Source organism: Cupriavidus nantongensis, assembly GCF_041726985.1.
GTDB classification, from domain to species: domain Bacteria; phylum Pseudomonadota; class Gammaproteobacteria; order Burkholderiales; family Burkholderiaceae; genus Cupriavidus; species Cupriavidus nantongensis_A.
The window spans coordinates 662,005-678,699 of the sequence record NZ_CP168303.1 but is presented as its reverse complement, the minus strand read 5'-3'; the positions used below and the strand labels follow the sequence as shown (position 1 = coordinate 678,699).

Below are 16,695 nucleotides of genomic sequence, written 5' to 3'. Positions count from 1 at the left end.
AGGCGCTTGCCGCCCTACCAAAAAATCGCCCCCAACACCAGAGGCAAGTAACCCCCCAACCTGCCCCCTGTCCTGCCGATGGCCACGCGCTTATCCTCGCTACATTGCCCATACGCTGGGCGGCAGTCTGTCCGGGCGTTTCGGGGGCATGCCGCCGGGCGCGCCGGCCACGCCGCCTTCTTCCCACCCGCATCGCACCGCCTTTGCCTCGTTCTCGTCCATGACGCCCGATACGGCCCCGCCGATCCCTCCGGCCGCTTCAGCCCCTTCCGCCGCGCCGCGCCGCTGGCTGCCCTTGCTGCTGGCCGGCGCCTGCTACTTCGTGCTTGCGGCGGCGGCGCTGTGGCTGGCGCGGCTGCCCGGGACCGTGGCCTCGGTGTGGCTGCCCAATGCGTTCGGGCTGGGCCTGCTGCTGCAGCGGCCGCGCGTGGAGGCGCCGTGGCTGCTGGCCGGCATGCTGGTGGCCAGCGTGCTGGCCAACCTCGGTGCCGGCGACAGCGTCGGCACGGCGCTGATGCTGACCGGCGCCAACCTCGCGGAGATGCTGTCCGCGCTGCTGCTGTTGCGCCTGCTGGACCGGCATGGCGTGACCGGGCGCCACGGCCCGCTGGCCGCGTTCGGCGTGATGCTGGCGGTAGGCGGCATCCTGGCGCCGATGGTCGGCGCCACCGCCGGCGCGGCGGCCATCGCCGCGGTCGCGGGCAGCCGCTTCGCGGCGGTGTGGTGGACCTGGTGGCAGGCCAGCGCGCTGGGCATGGCTCTGCTGCTGCCGCTGATGCTGTCGATGACCGCGGTGCGCGTGCGCGCCGCCGCCGCGCGGCCGATGCTGGCGCCGCAGGCGGGCGCGCTGGCGCTGAGCCTGGCCATCGGCGCGTTCGCGCACTGGCAGGGCCACGACCCGTTCGCGGCGATGTCGCTGCCGCTGGTGCTGCTGGCGCTGGCCGGCAATCCCTTTGCGACCGCGCTGCTGGCGCTGGTGGCCACGCTGTGCCTGCAGGCGCTGATGCTGCTGTCGCACCGCCATGAAGCGGTGCCGCTGTCGGCCGCGGTGATCATGGTGCTGCCGGTCTGCATCGCTTACCTGACCGAACAGAACCGGCACGGCCGCGCCAGCCTGCGCAGCAGCGACAAGCGCTTCCGCCAGGCCATGGAGCATTCGGCCATCGGCATGGCGCTGGTCGACATGGACGGCCGCTGGCAGACCGTCAACCGCGCCATGACCGAGCTGCTCGGCTACAGCGCGGCCGAACTGCGCGAGCTGAGCTACCAGCAGCTGACCCACCCCGAGGACCTCACCGGCGACCTGCGCCAGGTCGCCAACCTGTTGTCGGGCAAGGTCGAGGCCTATCGCCTGGAAAAGCGCTATCGCCACAAGGACGGCCACTACCGCCGGGTGCTGCTGGCGGTTTCGCTGGTGCGCGACGAGCAGACCGGCGAGCCGCAGCACTTCATCACACAGGTGGAAGATATCCACGCGCGCAAGCTGGCGCAGCAAGAGCTGGAACGGCTGTCGCGGCGCATCCAGCTGGCGGTCGAAGCCGGCGGCGTGGGCATCTGGGAATGGGACCTGGCCAGCGCCGGCATCACCTGGGATGCGCGCATGCATGCGCTGCACGGCACCGACCCGGCCGGCGGCGCGCCGCTGTCTGAGCAATGGATCGCGCTGCTGCATCCCGACGATGTCAGCCGCGTGCGCGGCGAGATGCGCCGGGCCATCCGCGGCGAGGCGGCGTTCGACACCGAATACCGCATCGTGCGCCCGGGCGGCGAGGTGCGCCACGTGCGCGCCATGGCGATGGCAACCCGGGGCGCCGACGGCACCGCCCAGGCGCTGGTTGGCACCAACTGGGACACCACCGAGCAGCGCCGGCTGACCGAGGCGCTGTTCGAGGAGAAGGAGCGCCTGCATATCACGCTGCGCTCGATCGGCGATGCGGTGATCTGCACCGACGCCACCATGCACGTGACGTTCATGAACCCGATCGCGGAACAGCTGACCGGCTGGACCATGGCCTCCGCCACCGGGCTGCCGCTGGAGCGGGTCTTCCGCATCGTCGACGAGACCACCGGCGAGCCCATCCCGAGCCCGGTCGAGGCCTGCCTGCGCACGCTGACGCCGGCCTACCTGCAGGAAGGCGCGGTGCTGCAAAGCCTGACCGGCGAGCGCCACGACGTGCAGGATTCGGCCGCGCCGGTGCTGACCGCGCGCGGCGCGGTGCTGGGCGCGGTGCTGGTGTTCCAGGACATCACCGCCGCGCGCGCGCTGCAGCGCGAGCTGGCGCGTTCGGCCATGCACGATGCGCTGACCGGCCTGCCCAACCGCACCTGGTTCGAGAAGCGCCTGCGCGAGTCGTGCGACGCGGCGCGGCTGCACGGCCATCGCGCCGCGCTGTGCTTTATCGACCTGGACCGCTTCAAGATCGTCAACGACACCGCCGGCCACGGCGCCGGCGACGTGCTGCTGCGCGAGCTCGGTTACATGATCCGCAACCATGTGCGCCCGGACGACGTGCTGGCGCGCCTGGGCGGCGACGAGTTCGCGCTGCTGCTCAAGGATTGCACCGTCGACCAGGCCGAGCAGGTCTGCCAGGGCGTGATCGATGCCATTCGCGGGCGCCGCTTCCCGTGGGAAGGACGCGTGTACGACGTCGGCGCCAGCATCGGCATCGCCGCGATCGACCTCGACGTGCCGCCGGTGAGCGAACTGATGAGCCGCGCCGACGTGGCCTGCTATGCGGCCAAGGCCGCTGGCCGCAGCCGGGTCTCGGTGTACCGCCGCGACGAGAGCGACGCGCGCCGCCACCACCGCGAGCTGGAAGTAGCCGCCGGCATCCACTCGGCGCTGGAGGCCAACCGCTTCCGCCTGTTCGCGCAGGAGATCCGCGCGCTGCAGCCGGAACACGAAGACGACGCCAGCGGCCATCGCCATATCGAGATCCTGGTGCGCATGGTCGACGAGCACGGCGAGCTGATCCTGCCCGGCGCCTTCATTCCCGCCGCCGAGCGCTACGACCTGATGGGCCATGTCGACCGCTGGGTCATCCGCAACGTGCTGCGCGGCTACGGCGAACGGCTGGGCGCGGTGCCGGGGCTGTCGGTGTCGATCAACCTGTCGGCCAACTCGCTGGGCGAGCCCTTCCTGCTGCCGTTCCTGCATGCCGAACTGGAGGCCAGCGCCCTGCCCGCCAGCCGCATCCGGCTGGAGATCACCGAAACCGCGCTGATCAACAACATGGCCGCGGCCAATCGCCTGGTGGCGGAGATGCGCAGCGCCGGCTGCACCGTGTCGCTGGACGACTTCGGCTCGGGCCTGTCGTCGTTCGCGTACCTGAAGCAGTTCCCGGTGGACTATCTCAAGATCGACGGCAGCTTTATCCGGCAGCTGGCCGACAACGCGGTGGACCGCGAGATCGTCAGCTCGATCAACGACATCGGCCACCGGCTGGGCGTGCGCACGGTGGCGGAGTGGGTCGAGGACGAACGCACCCTCGACGCGCTGCGCGCGATCGGCGTCGATTACGCGCAGGGCTATGCGATCGGGCGGCCGGTGGCGCTGGACGTGTTCCTGGCCGGGTACGCGCACCGCGACCCGCAGGCCTCATAGCTCGCCGGCCTGTCCGCGCAGCGGCCGTGATACATTCGGCGCCTGTCCGCGTGACCACCTGGCCGCCTGGCCGAAACCAAGGGGAACCCGTTGTCGCTCGTGTCCGACCCGATGCCGGCGCCGCTGTATGCGCGCGTCAAGCAGCACATCAGCAGCCGGATTGCTGACGGCAGCTGGCCGCCCCATCACCGCGTGCCGTCCGAGACCGAGCTGGTCGAGGCGCTCGGCGTCAGCCGCATGACTGTGCACCGCGCGCTGCGCGAGCTGACCGCCGAGGGCATGCTGGTGCGGCTGCAGGGCGTTGGCACGTTCGTCGCCGAGCCCAAGCGGCGCACCGCGCTGTATGCGGTCAACAATATCGCCGACGACATCGCCGCGCGCGGGCATCGCCATCGCGCCCGCGTGGTCAGCCTGGCGGCCGAGCGCGCCGGTCCGGCGCAGGCCGCGGCGCTGGAAGTTGCGCTGGAAGCGCGGGTGTTCCATTCGGTGATCGTCCACTACGAGGACGACGTGGCCATCCAGCTGGAAGACCGCTATGTCAATGCCGCGGTCGCCCCTGACTACCTGACGCAGGATTTCAGCAGCGAAACCCCTTACCAGTACCTGTCGCGCATTGCCCCGCTGACCGAAGGCGAGCACGTGGTCGAGGCCGTGCTGGCGCTGCCGGGAGAGTGCGAGCTGCTCGCCATCGAACGCGGCGAGCCGTGCCTGCTGATCCGCCGCCGCACCTGGTCATCCGGGCGCGTGGTGACGTCGGTGCGGCTGGTGCATCCGGGTTCGCTGCATCGGCTGGAAGGCCGCTTCACGTCCTGATCCTTGCCCGCGCGGTCGCACTCACCCGGCCGCCATCCCGCGTCACCGCGACGCCCGCCGCGCCTCAGCCATGTTCCGGCTGCGTGGCTGCAAAGCTCGGCCGCTCGCGCATCGCCGCGTGCGCGCGCCGCACGTTCGGGCACTTCTGCAGCAGGTCTGCCCCCTCGGGGAACATGCCCACATAGGCGATGATCGGCGCCAGCAACAGGTCCGCCATCGACAGCGTCGCGCCCACCAGGTAGTTGCGTTCGCCGTACACCTGCTCGAGCACCTCGAGATGCCGGGCGATCTCCGGCAGCGCGGCGTCGATCACCGCGCGGTCCGGCTGGCCGTTTTGCCCCTTCGGGAAGATGTACTGCAGCACGTAGCGCCGGATCATTGCATCGTAGGCATGGGCGTTGATCAGGCTGATCCACTGCTCGCCGCGCGCCTGGGCCGAAGGCCGTCCCTGTGGCAGCAGGCTGGGCCCGTCGAAGGCATCGTCGATGTAGCCGAGGATGGCCCGGGTCTCGTAGAACGAGATCGGCCCATCGCACAGCACCGGGATGCGGCCGAACGGATTGAGCGCGAGCACTTCCGGCGCATGCGGCGGCAACGGCCTGAGCGTATAGGCCACGCCCTTTTCCGCGAGCGCCATGCGCACCGTGCGGCAGTAGCTGCTGCGCGGATCGCCGATCACCACCACCGTCGCAGCGCTGCCGTCCGGGTCCAGGTAGTCGACCAGGCGGTTGTACACCGACTGCCACCCGGTCGCGTGGCCATCGCGCGATTGCGTGTCCGGGAAGCCGCTGTGCCGCATGTGCAGGTGCGTGCCGCCCTGCTGCGCCGTCAGCGTGACCTCGATCAGCGTCTTGACATGCGGCGGCATGGGCCCGGCTTCGGCCTGCCACGTATAGGCGAGGAAGTCGGCGCGGGCCACCACCTGGTACTCGCCGTGGACGGCATGCCTGGAACCGTCGCGGCCGGCCATCACGATGCGGTACTTGCCGCCCACGCGGGCGTCGGCGCTGGCCTCGAGCACGCTCATGCCGCGCGGGCAGTGCCAGGTGGCCAGCGCTGCCTGGTCTGTCAACGCATCGAACACCTTCTCGCGCGGCGCGCGGATGAAGCGGGTCATTTCCAGATGAAAGCTAGCGGCTTCGGTCATGATTCGTTCCCTTGGTCCTTGGTTGCACGGCCGGTGTCTGCGCTGACACCGGCGGCGTGGGTACGCTCGACAAATTCGACGAGGCGGTCCAGGTTGCCTTCCCAATGGCATCGATAGGCCTCCAGCCAGTCGCGCGCGTCCCGCAGAGGGTCCGCGCGCAGATGGCAGATGCGCCAGCGCGCGCTGACCTCGCGCTCGATCAGCCCGGCATCGGCCAGCACGCGCAGGTGCCGGGAGATGGCCGGAGCCGACATGGCGAACGGTCGCGCCAGCTCGCTGACCGGCGCATCCCCTTGCGCGAGCCGGTCAAGGATCGCGCGACGGGTGGGATCGGCCAGGGCGGCAAAGATGGTTGTAAGCGGATCGACGGGAGATGGCATGCGCTCATTTAACGCATTGGTTAAATGAAAGTCAAGGTGAAGCCTTGCAGATCCCCGGGAATACCCTGATTCATACGAACTTGTATATACAGGAATATACATGCCTATGCGTTGACCCAAAGCGCGCGTTCCAGACCTGCAAGACCGAAGGAGTTTCCCCGTGACCCAGACCCCCACCCAACCGACGCGTTTCCGCGACACCGAAATCCGCGCTCCGCGCGGCACCACGCTGACCGCCAGGAGTTGGCTGACCGAAGCGCCGCTGCGCATGCTGATGAACAACCTCGACCCAGAGGTCGCGGAGAACCCGAAGGAACTGGTGGTCTACGGCGGCATCGGCCGCGCCGCCCGCAACTGGGAATGCTATGACCGCATCGTCGAGGCGCTGACCCGGCTGGAAGACGACCAGACCCTGCTGGTGCAATCGGGCAAGCCGGTCGGCGTGTTCCGCACCCACCGCGACGCCCCGCGCGTGCTGATCGCCAACTCCAACCTGGTGCCGCACTGGGCCAACTGGGAACACTTCAACGAGCTCGACGCCAGGGGCCTGGCCATGTACGGCCAGATGACCGCCGGCAGCTGGATCTACATCGGCAGCCAGGGCATCGTGCAGGGCACCTATGAAACCTTCGTCGAAGCGGGCCGCCAGCACTACGGTGGCGACCTGAAGGGACGCTGGGTGCTCACCGCGGGCCTGGGCGGCATGGGCGGCGCACAGCCGCTGGCGGCGACGCTGGCCGGTGCGTGCTCGCTCAATATCGAATGCCAGCAGAGCCGCATCGACTTCCGCCTGAAGACCCGCTATGTCGACGAGCAGGCCACCGACCTCGACGACGCGCTCGCCCGCATCGACCGCTACACCGCGCAGGGCAAGGCGATCTCTATCGCGCTGTGCGCCAACGCCGCCGAAGTGCTGCCCGAGCTGGTGCGCCGCGGCGTGCGCCCGGACATGGTCACCGACCAGACCAGCGCCCACGACCCGCTCAACGGCTACCTGCCCGCCGGCTGGAGCTGGGACGAATACCGCGAGCGCGCGCAGCGCGAGCCGGCGGTGGTGGTGAAGGCGGCCAAGGCCTCGATGGCCGCGCACGTGCGCGCCATGCTGGACTTCCAGAAGCTCGGCGTGCCGACCTTCGACTACGGCAACAACATCCGCCAGATGGCCAAGGAAGAAGGCGTGGCCAATGCCTTCGACTTTCCCGGCTTCGTGCCCGCCTATATCCGTCCGCTGTTCTGCCGCGGCATCGGCCCGTTCCGCTGGGCCGCGCTGTCGGGCGATCCGCAGGACATCTACAAGACCGACGCCAAGGTCAAGGAACTGATCCCCGACGACGCGCACCTGCACCGCTGGCTCGACATGGCGCGCGAGCGCATCAGCTTCCAGGGCCTGCCGGCGCGGATCTGCTGGGTGGGCCTGGGCCTGCGCGCCAGGCTGGGCCTGGCGTTCAACGAGATGGTGCGCAGCGGCGAGCTGTCGGCGCCGGTCGTGATCGGCCGCGACCATCTGGACTCGGGCTCGGTCGCCAGCCCCAACCGCGAGACCGAGGCCATGCAGGACGGCTCTGACGCCGTGTCCGACTGGCCGCTGCTGAACGCGCTGCTGAACACCGCCAGCGGCGCCACCTGGGTCTCGCTGCACCACGGCGGCGGCGTGGGCATGGGCTTCTCGCAGCATTCCGGCGTGGTGATCGTGTGCGACGGCACCGATGAAGCGGCCGCGCGCATCGCCCGCGTGCTGCACAACGACCCCGCCACCGGCGTGATGCGCCATGCCGACGCCGGCTACCAGATCGCCGTCGACTGCGCGCGCGAGCAGGGCCTGGACCTGCCGATGCTGCGCGACTGATCGACGCTCACGCACCCAGTGTTTGCTCCCCTCTCCCGCTTGCGGGAGAGGGGCGGGGGAGAGGGCGGGCGTGTGCAATAGCGACACGCTTTCCACATGGAGACGCCGGCCCTCTCCCCCGGCCCCTCTCCCACTGACGTGGGAGAGGGGAGCAAACCCACGCATTCCACCGGAGACAACCGCATGCCACCCAATATCACTGCGCCCGCCTACGACGGTGCAGCCGGCGCCCACACCCCAGCGCTGTCGCGCACACGCGCCATCGCCGCCATCACCATCGGCAACGGCCTCGAGTTCTACGATTTCGTGGTCTACAGCTTCTTCGCCACGCTGATCGGCCGCCTCTACTTCCCCGTCGACAACCCCACCGGCCAGTTGCTGATGTCGTTCGCCACCTTCGGCGTCGGCTTCCTGATGCGTCCGCTCGGCGGCCTGCTGATCGGCATGTACGCCGACCGCGCCGGGCGCAAGCCGGCGGTGGCGCTGACGCTGTGGCTGATGGGCCTGAGCTCGCTGATCTTCGTGGTGACGCCGCCGTACGCGCAGATCGGCATCCTCGCGCCGGTCATGGTGGTGATCGCGCGGCTGGTGCAGGGCTTCGCCATCGGCGGCGAGATGGGCGCGTCAACCGCGCTGCTGCTGGAATACGCCGACGACCGCACGCGCGGCTTCTATACCGCCTGGCAGCCGTTCAGCCAGGGCCTGGCGGCGCTGCTGGGCGCGATCACCGGCCTGGTGCTGAGCAACCTGCTGGCACCGGTCGAGCTCGAATCATGGGGCTGGCGCCTGGCCTTCCTGATCGGCATCCTGGTGATTCCGGTCGGCCTGCTGATCCGCCGCCGCCTGGAAGAGACCGCCACGCCGGCGCACCACGGCGAACACGCCGCGCAATGGCCGCTGCTGCGCCAGCATGCGCGCGAGGTCTTTGCCAGCATCCTGCTGATGATCGGCCTGGCCTCTTCCACCTATATCGTCGTCTACTACCTCAGCAACTACGCCGTCAGCGTGCTGAAGATGCCGCTGTCGCTGGGCATCTGGGCCGGCTGCGTCGCCGCGGCGGTGCAGGTAGTGCTGTCGCCGTTCGCCGGCTGGCTGGCCGATCGCGTCGGCCGCAAGCCCGTGGTGCTGTGGTCCCGCGTGGCGCTGCTGGCGATGGTCTATCCGGCGTTCGTGCTGATCAATGCCGAGCCCTCGCTGGCGCGGCTGCTGGTGGTGGTGGCGTGCCTGTCGGTGCCGATGTCGATGACCGCGCCGGCGTCGATGGTGCTGGTCAGCGAGGTGCTGCCCAAGCGCCTGCGCGCCACCGGCCTGTCGATCGCCTACTGCGTCGCCATCGCCATCTTCGGCGGCTTTGCGCAGTACTTCTCGACCCAGCTGATCCAGGCCAGCGGCGACGCCAACGCCCCCGCGCTGTACGTGATCGGCTGCGGCGTGGTGTCGCTGCTTGGCCTGCTGATGGTGCCCGAGACGCTGGGGCGCCGGCTGAAATGAGCGACCTGGCAGACTTCGCGCCGGTGACCGACGCCACTGCCGCCGGCCACGACACAGTCTGGCGCGGCCGCCGCGATGCCGGCGAGGCCGGGGACACCCGTCGCCTTTTCGATATCGTCGCCGGCGCCGCCACGCCGCGCACGCCCGGCGTGCCGGTGCTGCTGGGCTTCTGTTGCGATGCCGGCGTAGTGCGCAACCAGGGTCGCCCCGGCGCGGCCGCGGGCCCGCGCGAGATCCGCCGCGCGCTGGCAGGCGTGCCGGCGCACGGCATCGGCCGCCTGATCGACGGCGGCGACATCCACTGCGACGGCGATGCGCTGGAGCCCGCGCAGCAGCGGCTCGGGCAAGCCGTCGCCGCCGAACTGGCGGTCGGCGCCTGGCCGCTGGTGCTGGGCGGCGGGCACGAAGTGGCCTGGGGCACGTGGCAAGGCCTGCGCATGCACCTCGATGCGCGCGGCGACCGCGGCCGCGTGCTGATCGTCAACCTCGACGCGCATTTCGACCTGCGCGCCAGCCGCCCCGGCAGCTCCGGCACCCCCTTCGACCAGATCGCCGCCGACTGCCGCCAGCGCGGCCTGCCGTTCGACTACGCCTGCCTGGGCGTCAGCCGGCTGGCCAACACCGCCGCGCTGTTCGCCCGCGCGCACGCGCTGGGCGTGCGCCATGTCGAGGACACCGAGATGCAGGAGCGCCACCTCGACGCGCGCCTGGCCGAGCTGGAGCGCTGGGTCGCCGATGCCGACCACGTCTACCTGACCATCGACCTCGACGTGCTGCCCGCTGCAGTCATGCCCGGCGTCTCGGCCCCGGCCGCCTACGGCGTGCCGCTGGCGGTGGTCGAGGCCATCGCCACACTGCTGCGCGACAGTGGCAAGCTGCGCGTGGCGGACCTTGCCGAGTTCAACCCGCGGTACGACCGCGACGGCTGCGGCGCAAAGGTGGCGGCAAGATTGTGCTATCGCCTGCTCGGCGGCTGAAACCGCAACCACCGCCAACGCCCCGGCGGTGTACTCCCTCTCCATCACGGAGAGGGAGCAAACCCCTGTAGTCCAGGCTCTTTCGGTCCCTTGTCACCGCCCGATTCCTCGGGTTTACACCTAGCCGCACGTTCGGATTACCGAACACCCCTACCCGTATCCGATCCGGCTTCCCGAACAGTGCGCCGGCATCACATCATTTTCCCCTTTGTATTCAATAGCTTGCATAGCTCCGGCGCGACCTTGGCGCTGGCACGGCACGTGCAATATAGGCCGCCGCTCACAGCGCCAGACAGGTACGCCGGCACGCCCCCAGCGTCCCGGCCGATGCCAAAAAACAAAGGAGGACACACCCATGACCGACCCTGCCTTGCCCACCCCCGTCGCCATCCCGGCGCACCCCTGGCACCTGTTGCCGCGCTGAACCTGACACGGCCGGCCCGGCGCCCCGACGTCGCACCAGCCTTCCCGCAATACACAGACGCCCGTCCCGGCAACCGGGAACGGTCGCACAGGCCTGATCCACGATGAAACTGAATCGACTGCCCACCCTGATCTTCATTGCGATGTTGCTAGGCGTGCTGGCCGGCACCGCCGCGCACAACCTGGCGCCGGACGCCGCCACCGCCAAATCGATTGCCAACCACCTGTCCATCCTGACCGACATCTTCCTGCGGATGATCAAGATGATCATCGGCCCGCTGGTGTTCGCCACGCTGGTGGCCGGCATCGCCAGCATGGGCGACGGCCGCGCCGTCGGCCGCATCGGCATGAAGGCGATGATGTGGTTCATCGGCGCCTCGGTCACCTCGCTGCTGCTCGGCCTGGTCATGGCCAACCTGCTGCAGCCCGGCCACGGCATGAACCTGGCTCTGCCTGCGGCGGACGCCAGTTCGAACCTGAAGACCGGCGCACTGAACCTGCGCGACTTCATCGCGCACATGTTCCCCAAGAGCTTCGTCGAAGCAATGGCGAACAACGAGATCCTGCAGATCGTGGTGTTCTCGCTGTTCTTCGGCTTTGCGCTGGGCACCGTCAAGGACGGCGTCGGCAAGCCGGTGCTGCAGGGCATCGAGGGCCTGGCCGACGTGATGCTGAAGGTCACCAACTACGTGATGGCGTTCGCCCCGGTGGGCGTGTTCGGCGCGATCTCGGCCGTGATCACGGCCCAGGGCCTGGGCGTGCTGTTGGTCTACGCCAAGCTGCTGGGCAGCCTGTACCTGGCGCTGGCGCTGCTGTGGGTGGCGCTGATCGCCGGCGGCTACTGCTTCCTGGGCCGCGACGTGTTCCGCCTGCTCAAGCTGATGCGCGCGCCGCTGATGATCGGCTTCGCCACCGCCAGCAGCGAATCGGCCTACCCCAAGGTGATCGACCAGCTGACCCGCTTCGGCGTCAAGGAGCGCATCACCAACTTCGTGCTGCCGCTGGGCTATTCGTTCAACCTGGACGGCTCGATCATGTACACGTCGTTCGCCGCGCTGTTCGTGGCGCAGGTGTACGGCATCGAGCTGTCGCTGACCCAGCAGATCACCATGCTGCTGGTGCTGCTGGTTACCAGCAAGGGCATCGCCGGCGTGCCGCGCGCCTCGCTGGTGGTGGTCGCCGCCGTGCTGCCGATGTTTGGCCTGCCCGAGGCCGGCATCCTGCTGGTGCTGGGCATCGACCACGTACTCGACATGGGTCGCACCGTGACCAATGTGCTTGGCAATGCGATTGCCACCGCCGTCGTCGCCAAAAGCGAAGGCGCCATCGGCGCGCCGGTACCGTCCGAGGAGGATGAACCCGCCGCGGATACCACCACCGGCCTGGCACCTGCCCAGGTCCTGGCGGCCAAGTAACACCGTCCGCCAGGCGTGCCAGGGCCCGGTTGCCGATCAGGCAACCGGGCCTTTTTGCATTCTGGCGCCGGCACCCCTCCTTGGTGTGGTAAAAGTAGGCACCGCGCCGGCCGCCCGCCCTGCCCGCGCGGCGGCTTTGCCACCTGCGGCTTTGCTTCCTGCTTCACCAGACCCTGATGACCGGCCCGCTCCATCCTTCCGGCGAGACCACCCGCGCCACCACCGCCCCCCCTGCTGCATCCGCGGCGGCCAACGGCTCGCGCCTGCCTTACGGCCTGCGCGGCGTCGCGCCGCTGCTCGCCCTGCTGGCGCTGGCCGTGCTGGTCGGCCTGGCCGGCGCGCTCGGCTACCGCTACACCTACGACACCGCGCTTGCGCGCCAGGCCGAACGCGGCCAGGTGCAGCTGCGGCTGTACACGCAGGCGCTGGAAAGCGAGCTGGCGCACTACGACTACGTGCCCGGCCTGCTGTCGCTCGACGAGCGCATCGCCGCGCTGCTGCTGCGCCCCGACGACGCCGCGCGCACTGCGCGCGCCAACGAATACCTGAGCGCGCTGAACACGCGCGCCGGCACGCGCGTGATCTATGTGCTGGATGCGCACGGCAAGGTGCTGGCCACCAGCAACTGGCAGCGCCCGGACAGCTATCTCGGCGAAGACCTGAGCTTCCGCCCGTATTTCCGCTCGGCCATGGAGGGCCAGCTGGGCCGCTTCTACGGCGTCGGCACCACGCGCAGCGAATCCGGCTACTACCTGTCGGCGCCGCTGGGCGAGCGCGACAACCCGGTCGGCGTGGCGGTGGTCAAGATCGGCCTGGAACCGCTGGAAAACCGCTGGCAGGGCGCCGACAGCCAGATGCTGCTGACCGACGAGAACGGCGTGGTGATCCTGGCCTCGGACCCGTCGTGGAAGCTGGCCGCGCTCCGCCCGCTGTCGGCCGAGACCCGCGAGCGCCTGGCGCGCAGCCTGCAATACAACCGCGCGCCACTGCCGCAGTTGCCGCTGACCCGGGTGCGCAAGCTGGACAATGGCAACGGCAGCGGCAACGGCAACGGCAGTGCTGTCAACACCAGCAGCGACGAGCTGGTGCGCCTGCGCCGCGGGCCGCCGATGCTGGCCCAGCATGCCGCGCTGCCCGGCACCGACTGGCAGCTGACGCTGCTGACCAATACCTCGCAGGCGCGCGTGGCCGCGCTCAACACCGCGGCGCTGGCCGGCGTGCTGACCGCCTTCGTGCTGCTGCTGGGCGCGGCCTGGAACGTGCGCCGGCGCATCATCAACGAGCGCCTGGCGGCGCGCGCGGCGCTGGAGGCGGCCAACAGCGAACTCGAACGCAAGGTGGCCGAGCGCACCGCCGACCTGTCCACCAGCAACCAGCGTCTGCAGGCCGAGGTCACCGAACGCATCCGCGCCGAGACCGTGCTGCGCCAGGCCCAGGACGGGCTGCTGCAGGCCGGCAAGCTGGCCGCGGTCGGGCAGATGTCGACCGGCATCGCGCACGAGCTGAACCAGCCGCTGGCGGCGCTGCGCACCATCTCCGGCAATACCGGCAAGTTCCTCGAGCGCGGCGACTATGCCACGGTGCGCGCCAACCTCGACACCATCATCGGCCTGGTCGAGCGCATGGGCCGCATCACCGGCGCGCTCAAGTCGTTCGCGCGCAAGCCCGGCCACGGCAGGCGCCAGGCGAACCTGGCCGAGGCGGTGGACAACGCGCTGTTCCTGCTGCAGACCCGCATCGACGCGGTGCAGCCGGCGCTGCAGCGCGATGTCGGCCCGGCGCTGGCGGTGGTGTGCGACCCCAACCGGCTGGAGCAGGTGCTGGTCAACCTGCTCGGCAACGCGCTCGACGCGGTGGCCGGCAAGCCCGGCCCGCGCATCGCCCTGCATGCGCACGTGGCCGGCGGCATGGTCCACCTGACCGTGCGCGACAACGGCGCCGGCCTGTCCGAGGAAGCCTTCGCGCGGCTGTTCGAACCGTTCTTCACCACCAAGCCCGCGGGCCAGGGGCTGGGGCTGGGCCTGACGCTGTCGGCCGGCATCCTCAACGAGAACGGCGGCAGCCTGTCCGCCACCAACCATCCGGACGGCGGCGCCTGCTTCACGCTGGTGCTGCCGCTGGCGCTGGAATCCCATTCACAGGATGCCGAACATGCCGGCTGATCTGACCGTACTGGTCGTCGAAGACGATGCCGACGTGCGCCTGGGCTGCGAGCAGGCACTGCGCCTGGAGGGCATTGCCACGCGCGGCGTGGGCAGCGCCGAGGCCGCGCTGCGCGAGGCTGGCCCCGGCTACGCCGGCGTGGTGGTCAGCGACATCCGCCTGCCCGGCCAGGACGGCATGGCGCTGCTGGCGCAATTGCGCGCGCGCGACCCCGCGCTGCCGGTGATCATGATCACCGGCCACGGCGACGTCGGGCTGGCGGTGCAGGCGATGAAGCAAGGCGCCTACGACTTCCTGGAAAAACCGTTCTCGCCCGAGCAGCTGGTGGATGCCACCCGCCGCGCGCTGGAGCAGCGCCGGCTCGCGCTGGAAGTATCAGAACTGCGAGAACGGCTGGCCGGCCGCGAGAAGCTCGAAACCCGGCTGATCGGCGATTCGCCCGCGGTCGAGCGGCTGCGGCGCCTGATCGCCGACCTGGCCGGCACCGACGCCAACGTGCTGATCCACGGCGAGACCGGCACCGGCAAGGAGCTGGTCGCGCGCTGCCTGCACGAGGCCAGCCAGCGCCATGCGCGCAACTTTGTCCCGATCAACTGCGGCGGCCTGCCCGAGCAGCTGTTCGAAAGCGAGATCTTCGGCCACGAGGCCGGCTCCTTCACCGGTGCCGCGCGCCGCCGCATCGGCAAGGTCGAGCATGCCGAAGGCGGCACGCTGTTTCTCGACGAGATCGAGAGCATGCCGATGCCGCTGCAGATCAAGCTGCTGCGGGTGCTGCAGGAGCGCGTGGTGGAACGGCTGGGCTCGAACCAGCCGGTGCCGGTCAACACCCGCGTGGTGGCCGCCACCAAGGCCGACCTGCGCGCGCTGTCCGATGCCGGCCAGTTCCGCGCCGACCTGTACTACCGCCTCAACGTGATCACGCTGGAGCTGCCGCCGCTGCGCGAGCGGCGCGAGGACGTGCCGGCATTGTTTGAACATTTCGTCGCGCAGGCCGCGTTGCGCTTCGAGCGCGACGCGGTGCCGGCCACGCCGGCGGAACTGTCGGCGCTGGTGGCCTACCCGTGGCCGGGCAATGTGCGCGAGCTGCGCAACCTTGCCGAGCGCCATGTGCTGGGCCTCGGCTGCAACCCCGGCCAGGGCGCGACCGCACCCGAGGCCATGCCGCTCGCGCAGGCCGTCGAGCAGTTCGAGCGCGCGCTGATCGCCGACGCCATGCGCCGCCACGACGGCAACCTCAGCCGCGCCAGCGAAGCGCTGGGCGTGGCCAAGACCACGCTGTTCGACAAGGTGCGCAAGTACGGATTGTGAAACAGACGGTAACGCGGTGTTTGCAGCGGTACCGCCAAGCGGAACCGTTAGACGGAACCGTTAGGCGGAACTGTTTGGCGGAACTGTTTGGCGGAACTGTGAAGCGCCCGCTGAATTCAGCACGCGCTGCAGACATTGCAGTCATGGGAACCATGACGAAGCTCACGGGTCTGCACTGACAACCCTGTTGTCATCACGATGCACTCAATGTGCGTTAAGAAACAAAAGCCCCGCAGATTTATGTTTTTTCCTACAGATACTTTGTCGTTTGCGGCATATTATTAGCTTCCAGCAAATCAGCATCGGGACATCCAATACATTGGGATCGCGCTGCGCTTGCTGGAAATGCACAAAAGATCAAAACAACCACAAAAAGCAGTCCGGCCGGCGGGGGAGCGGGCCGGGCACACAGGGTCAGTCAACTGTTGGCAGTGACAAACGCGCGGCGCCAGTGCCAGGGGCCGCGTGCGCCATGACGGCGCGACTGCCTATGGACTACGGGTGATGGGATGAAACTTGATCCGGCACTGGCTGAAAAGCCTTACTACAGCACGCGGACAGCGGCAAAATTGCTCAACGTCTCACTGGGCACGGTCCAGAAGATGGTCGAGCGCGGCGAACTGGGGGCCTGGAAGACCAACGGCGGCCATCGGCGCATCCACAAGGAAACCGTGCATCGACTGCTGGCGACGCGCATCGGGCCCGAGTCGGCGTCGCCGCACGGGCTCGACCTGGTGGTGTTCCACCCCAACCACCAGGAGGCGCAGCGCATCCACAGCCAGCTTGCCAAATGGGGCCTGCCGCTCAAGAGCGTGGTGGTGGACGATGTGCTCGACACCGTCATCACCTCGGTCAGCGAGCATCCGCGCGTGGTGCTCTACTACGTCGACGAGCTCAACGATGCCGAGTCGGCCACGGTCGAGAAGCTGCAGAACTTCTTTGCCAGCCAGCACGTGATCTTTGCCGTCATCACCAACCGTCAGGCCTATGACGGCGTGGCCGATGCGCTGCAGCACTGGGGCATCATGGTGTTCCTGAAGACGCCCTCGCTCGAAGAGGTCAAGGGCTTCCTGCGCGCGCAGCTGATGATGGGCCGCGCCGCCTGAAGCTTCAGGTCACGCCTCGGGC

Annotated in this window: 11 protein-coding genes; 9 read left to right on the top strand and 2 right to left on the bottom strand. The window is 69.3% G+C overall.

Going from position 1 to position 16,695, the window contains the following annotated elements; genetic code table 11:
* The first annotated feature begins 220 nt into the window (after positions 1 to 220).
* Both ACEI37_RS14190 and hutC read left to right on the top strand, forming a co-directional pair.
* Entirely contained in the window at positions 221 to 3,604 is a 3,384-nt protein-coding gene (locus ACEI37_RS14190; protein ID WP_373379424.1) for a diguanylate cyclase, read from the top strand.
* Positions 3,605 to 3,715: 111 nt separating this feature from the next.
* Positions 3,716 to 4,417, top strand: coding sequence for a histidine utilization repressor (gene hutC, locus ACEI37_RS14185; protein WP_373380262.1), 702 nt, complete (start codon positions 3,716 to 3,718; stop codon positions 4,415 to 4,417).
* A gap of 64 nt (positions 4,418 to 4,481) precedes the next feature.
* On the opposite strand, the gene ACEI37_RS14180 is transcribed toward hutC, so the two are convergent.
* Both ACEI37_RS14180 and ACEI37_RS14175 read right to left on the bottom strand, forming a co-directional pair.
* Positions 4,482 to 5,564, bottom strand: a complete 1,083-nt coding sequence (locus ACEI37_RS14180; RefSeq protein WP_373379423.1) for an SRPBCC domain-containing protein — start codon at positions 5,562 to 5,564, stop codon at positions 4,482 to 4,484.
* Positions 5,561 to 5,944, bottom strand: coding sequence for an ArsR/SmtB family transcription factor (locus tag ACEI37_RS14175; protein ID WP_373379422.1), 384 nt, complete (start codon positions 5,942 to 5,944; stop codon positions 5,561 to 5,563). Before ACEI37_RS14175 ends, ACEI37_RS14180 begins: the two co-directional genes overlap by 4 nt.
* Positions 5,945 to 6,104: 160 nt before the next feature.
* Here ACEI37_RS14175 and hutU point away from each other — a divergent pair, with 160 nt between their 5' ends.
* From hutU to ACEI37_RS14140, 7 genes are all read left to right on the top strand, one after another.
* Positions 6,105 to 7,790 (top strand): urocanate hydratase, encoded by a 1,686-nt coding sequence (hutU, locus tag ACEI37_RS14170; protein WP_373379421.1) that lies wholly within the window; start codon positions 6,105 to 6,107, stop codon positions 7,788 to 7,790.
* Between the two features lie 183 nt (positions 7,791 to 7,973).
* A complete protein-coding gene (locus tag ACEI37_RS14165; RefSeq protein ID WP_373379420.1) occupies positions 7,974 to 9,281 on the top strand; it encodes an MFS transporter in 1,308 nt (435 codons plus the stop codon).
* On the top strand, positions 9,278 to 10,258 hold the full coding sequence (gene hutG / locus ACEI37_RS14160; protein ID WP_373379419.1) for a formimidoylglutamase: 981 nt from the start codon (positions 9,278 to 9,280) through the stop codon (positions 10,256 to 10,258). The genes ACEI37_RS14165 and hutG overlap by 4 nt, the downstream gene beginning before the upstream one ends.
* A gap of 527 nt (positions 10,259 to 10,785) precedes the next feature.
* On the top strand, positions 10,786 to 12,096 hold the full coding sequence (locus ACEI37_RS14155; RefSeq protein ID WP_373379418.1) for a dicarboxylate/amino acid:cation symporter: 1,311 nt from the start codon (positions 10,786 to 10,788) through the stop codon (positions 12,094 to 12,096).
* A gap of 176 nt (positions 12,097 to 12,272) precedes the next feature.
* The gene (locus ACEI37_RS14150) at positions 12,273 to 14,258 is read left to right on the top strand and encodes an ATP-binding protein (RefSeq protein WP_373379416.1); all 1,986 of its coding nucleotides are present in this window, start codon (positions 12,273 to 12,275) and stop codon (positions 14,256 to 14,258) included.
* Positions 14,248 to 15,567: a sigma-54-dependent transcriptional regulator gene (locus tag ACEI37_RS14145; RefSeq protein ID WP_373379415.1), complete on the top strand. Its 1,320-nt coding sequence runs from the start codon at positions 14,248 to 14,250 to the stop codon at positions 15,565 to 15,567. The genes ACEI37_RS14150 and ACEI37_RS14145 overlap by 11 nt, the downstream gene beginning before the upstream one ends.
* 509 nt (positions 15,568 to 16,076) lie before the next feature.
* Positions 16,077 to 16,673, top strand: coding sequence for a helix-turn-helix domain-containing protein (locus tag ACEI37_RS14140; protein ID WP_018007160.1), 597 nt, complete (start codon positions 16,077 to 16,079; stop codon positions 16,671 to 16,673).
* Positions 16,674 to 16,695: the final 22 nt, after the last annotated feature.

Coding starts and splice junctions, on each gene's coding strand:
- ACEI37_RS14155 (WP_373379418.1), top strand. CDS start 10,786: ATGAAACTGAATCGACTGCCCACCCTGATCTTCATTGCGATGTTGCTA.
- hutG (WP_373379419.1), top strand. CDS start 9,278: ATGAGCGACCTGGCAGACTTCGCGCCGGTGACCGACGCCACTGCCGCC.
- ACEI37_RS14175 (WP_373379422.1), bottom strand. CDS start 5,944: ATGCCATCTCCCGTCGATCCGCTTACAACCATCTTTGCCGCCCTGGCC.
- ACEI37_RS14145 (WP_373379415.1), top strand. CDS start 14,248: ATGCCGGCTGATCTGACCGTACTGGTCGTCGAAGACGATGCCGACGTG.
- ACEI37_RS14180 (WP_373379423.1), bottom strand. CDS start 5,564: ATGACCGAAGCCGCTAGCTTTCATCTGGAAATGACCCGCTTCATCCGC.
- ACEI37_RS14165 (WP_373379420.1), top strand. CDS start 7,974: ATGCCACCCAATATCACTGCGCCCGCCTACGACGGTGCAGCCGGCGCC.
- ACEI37_RS14190 (WP_373379424.1), top strand. CDS start 221: ATGACGCCCGATACGGCCCCGCCGATCCCTCCGGCCGCTTCAGCCCCT.
- ACEI37_RS14140 (WP_018007160.1), top strand. CDS start 16,077: ATGAAACTTGATCCGGCACTGGCTGAAAAGCCTTACTACAGCACGCGG.
- ACEI37_RS14150 (WP_373379416.1), top strand. CDS start 12,273: ATGACCGGCCCGCTCCATCCTTCCGGCGAGACCACCCGCGCCACCACC.
- hutC (WP_373380262.1), top strand. CDS start 3,716: ATGCCGGCGCCGCTGTATGCGCGCGTCAAGCAGCACATCAGCAGCCGG.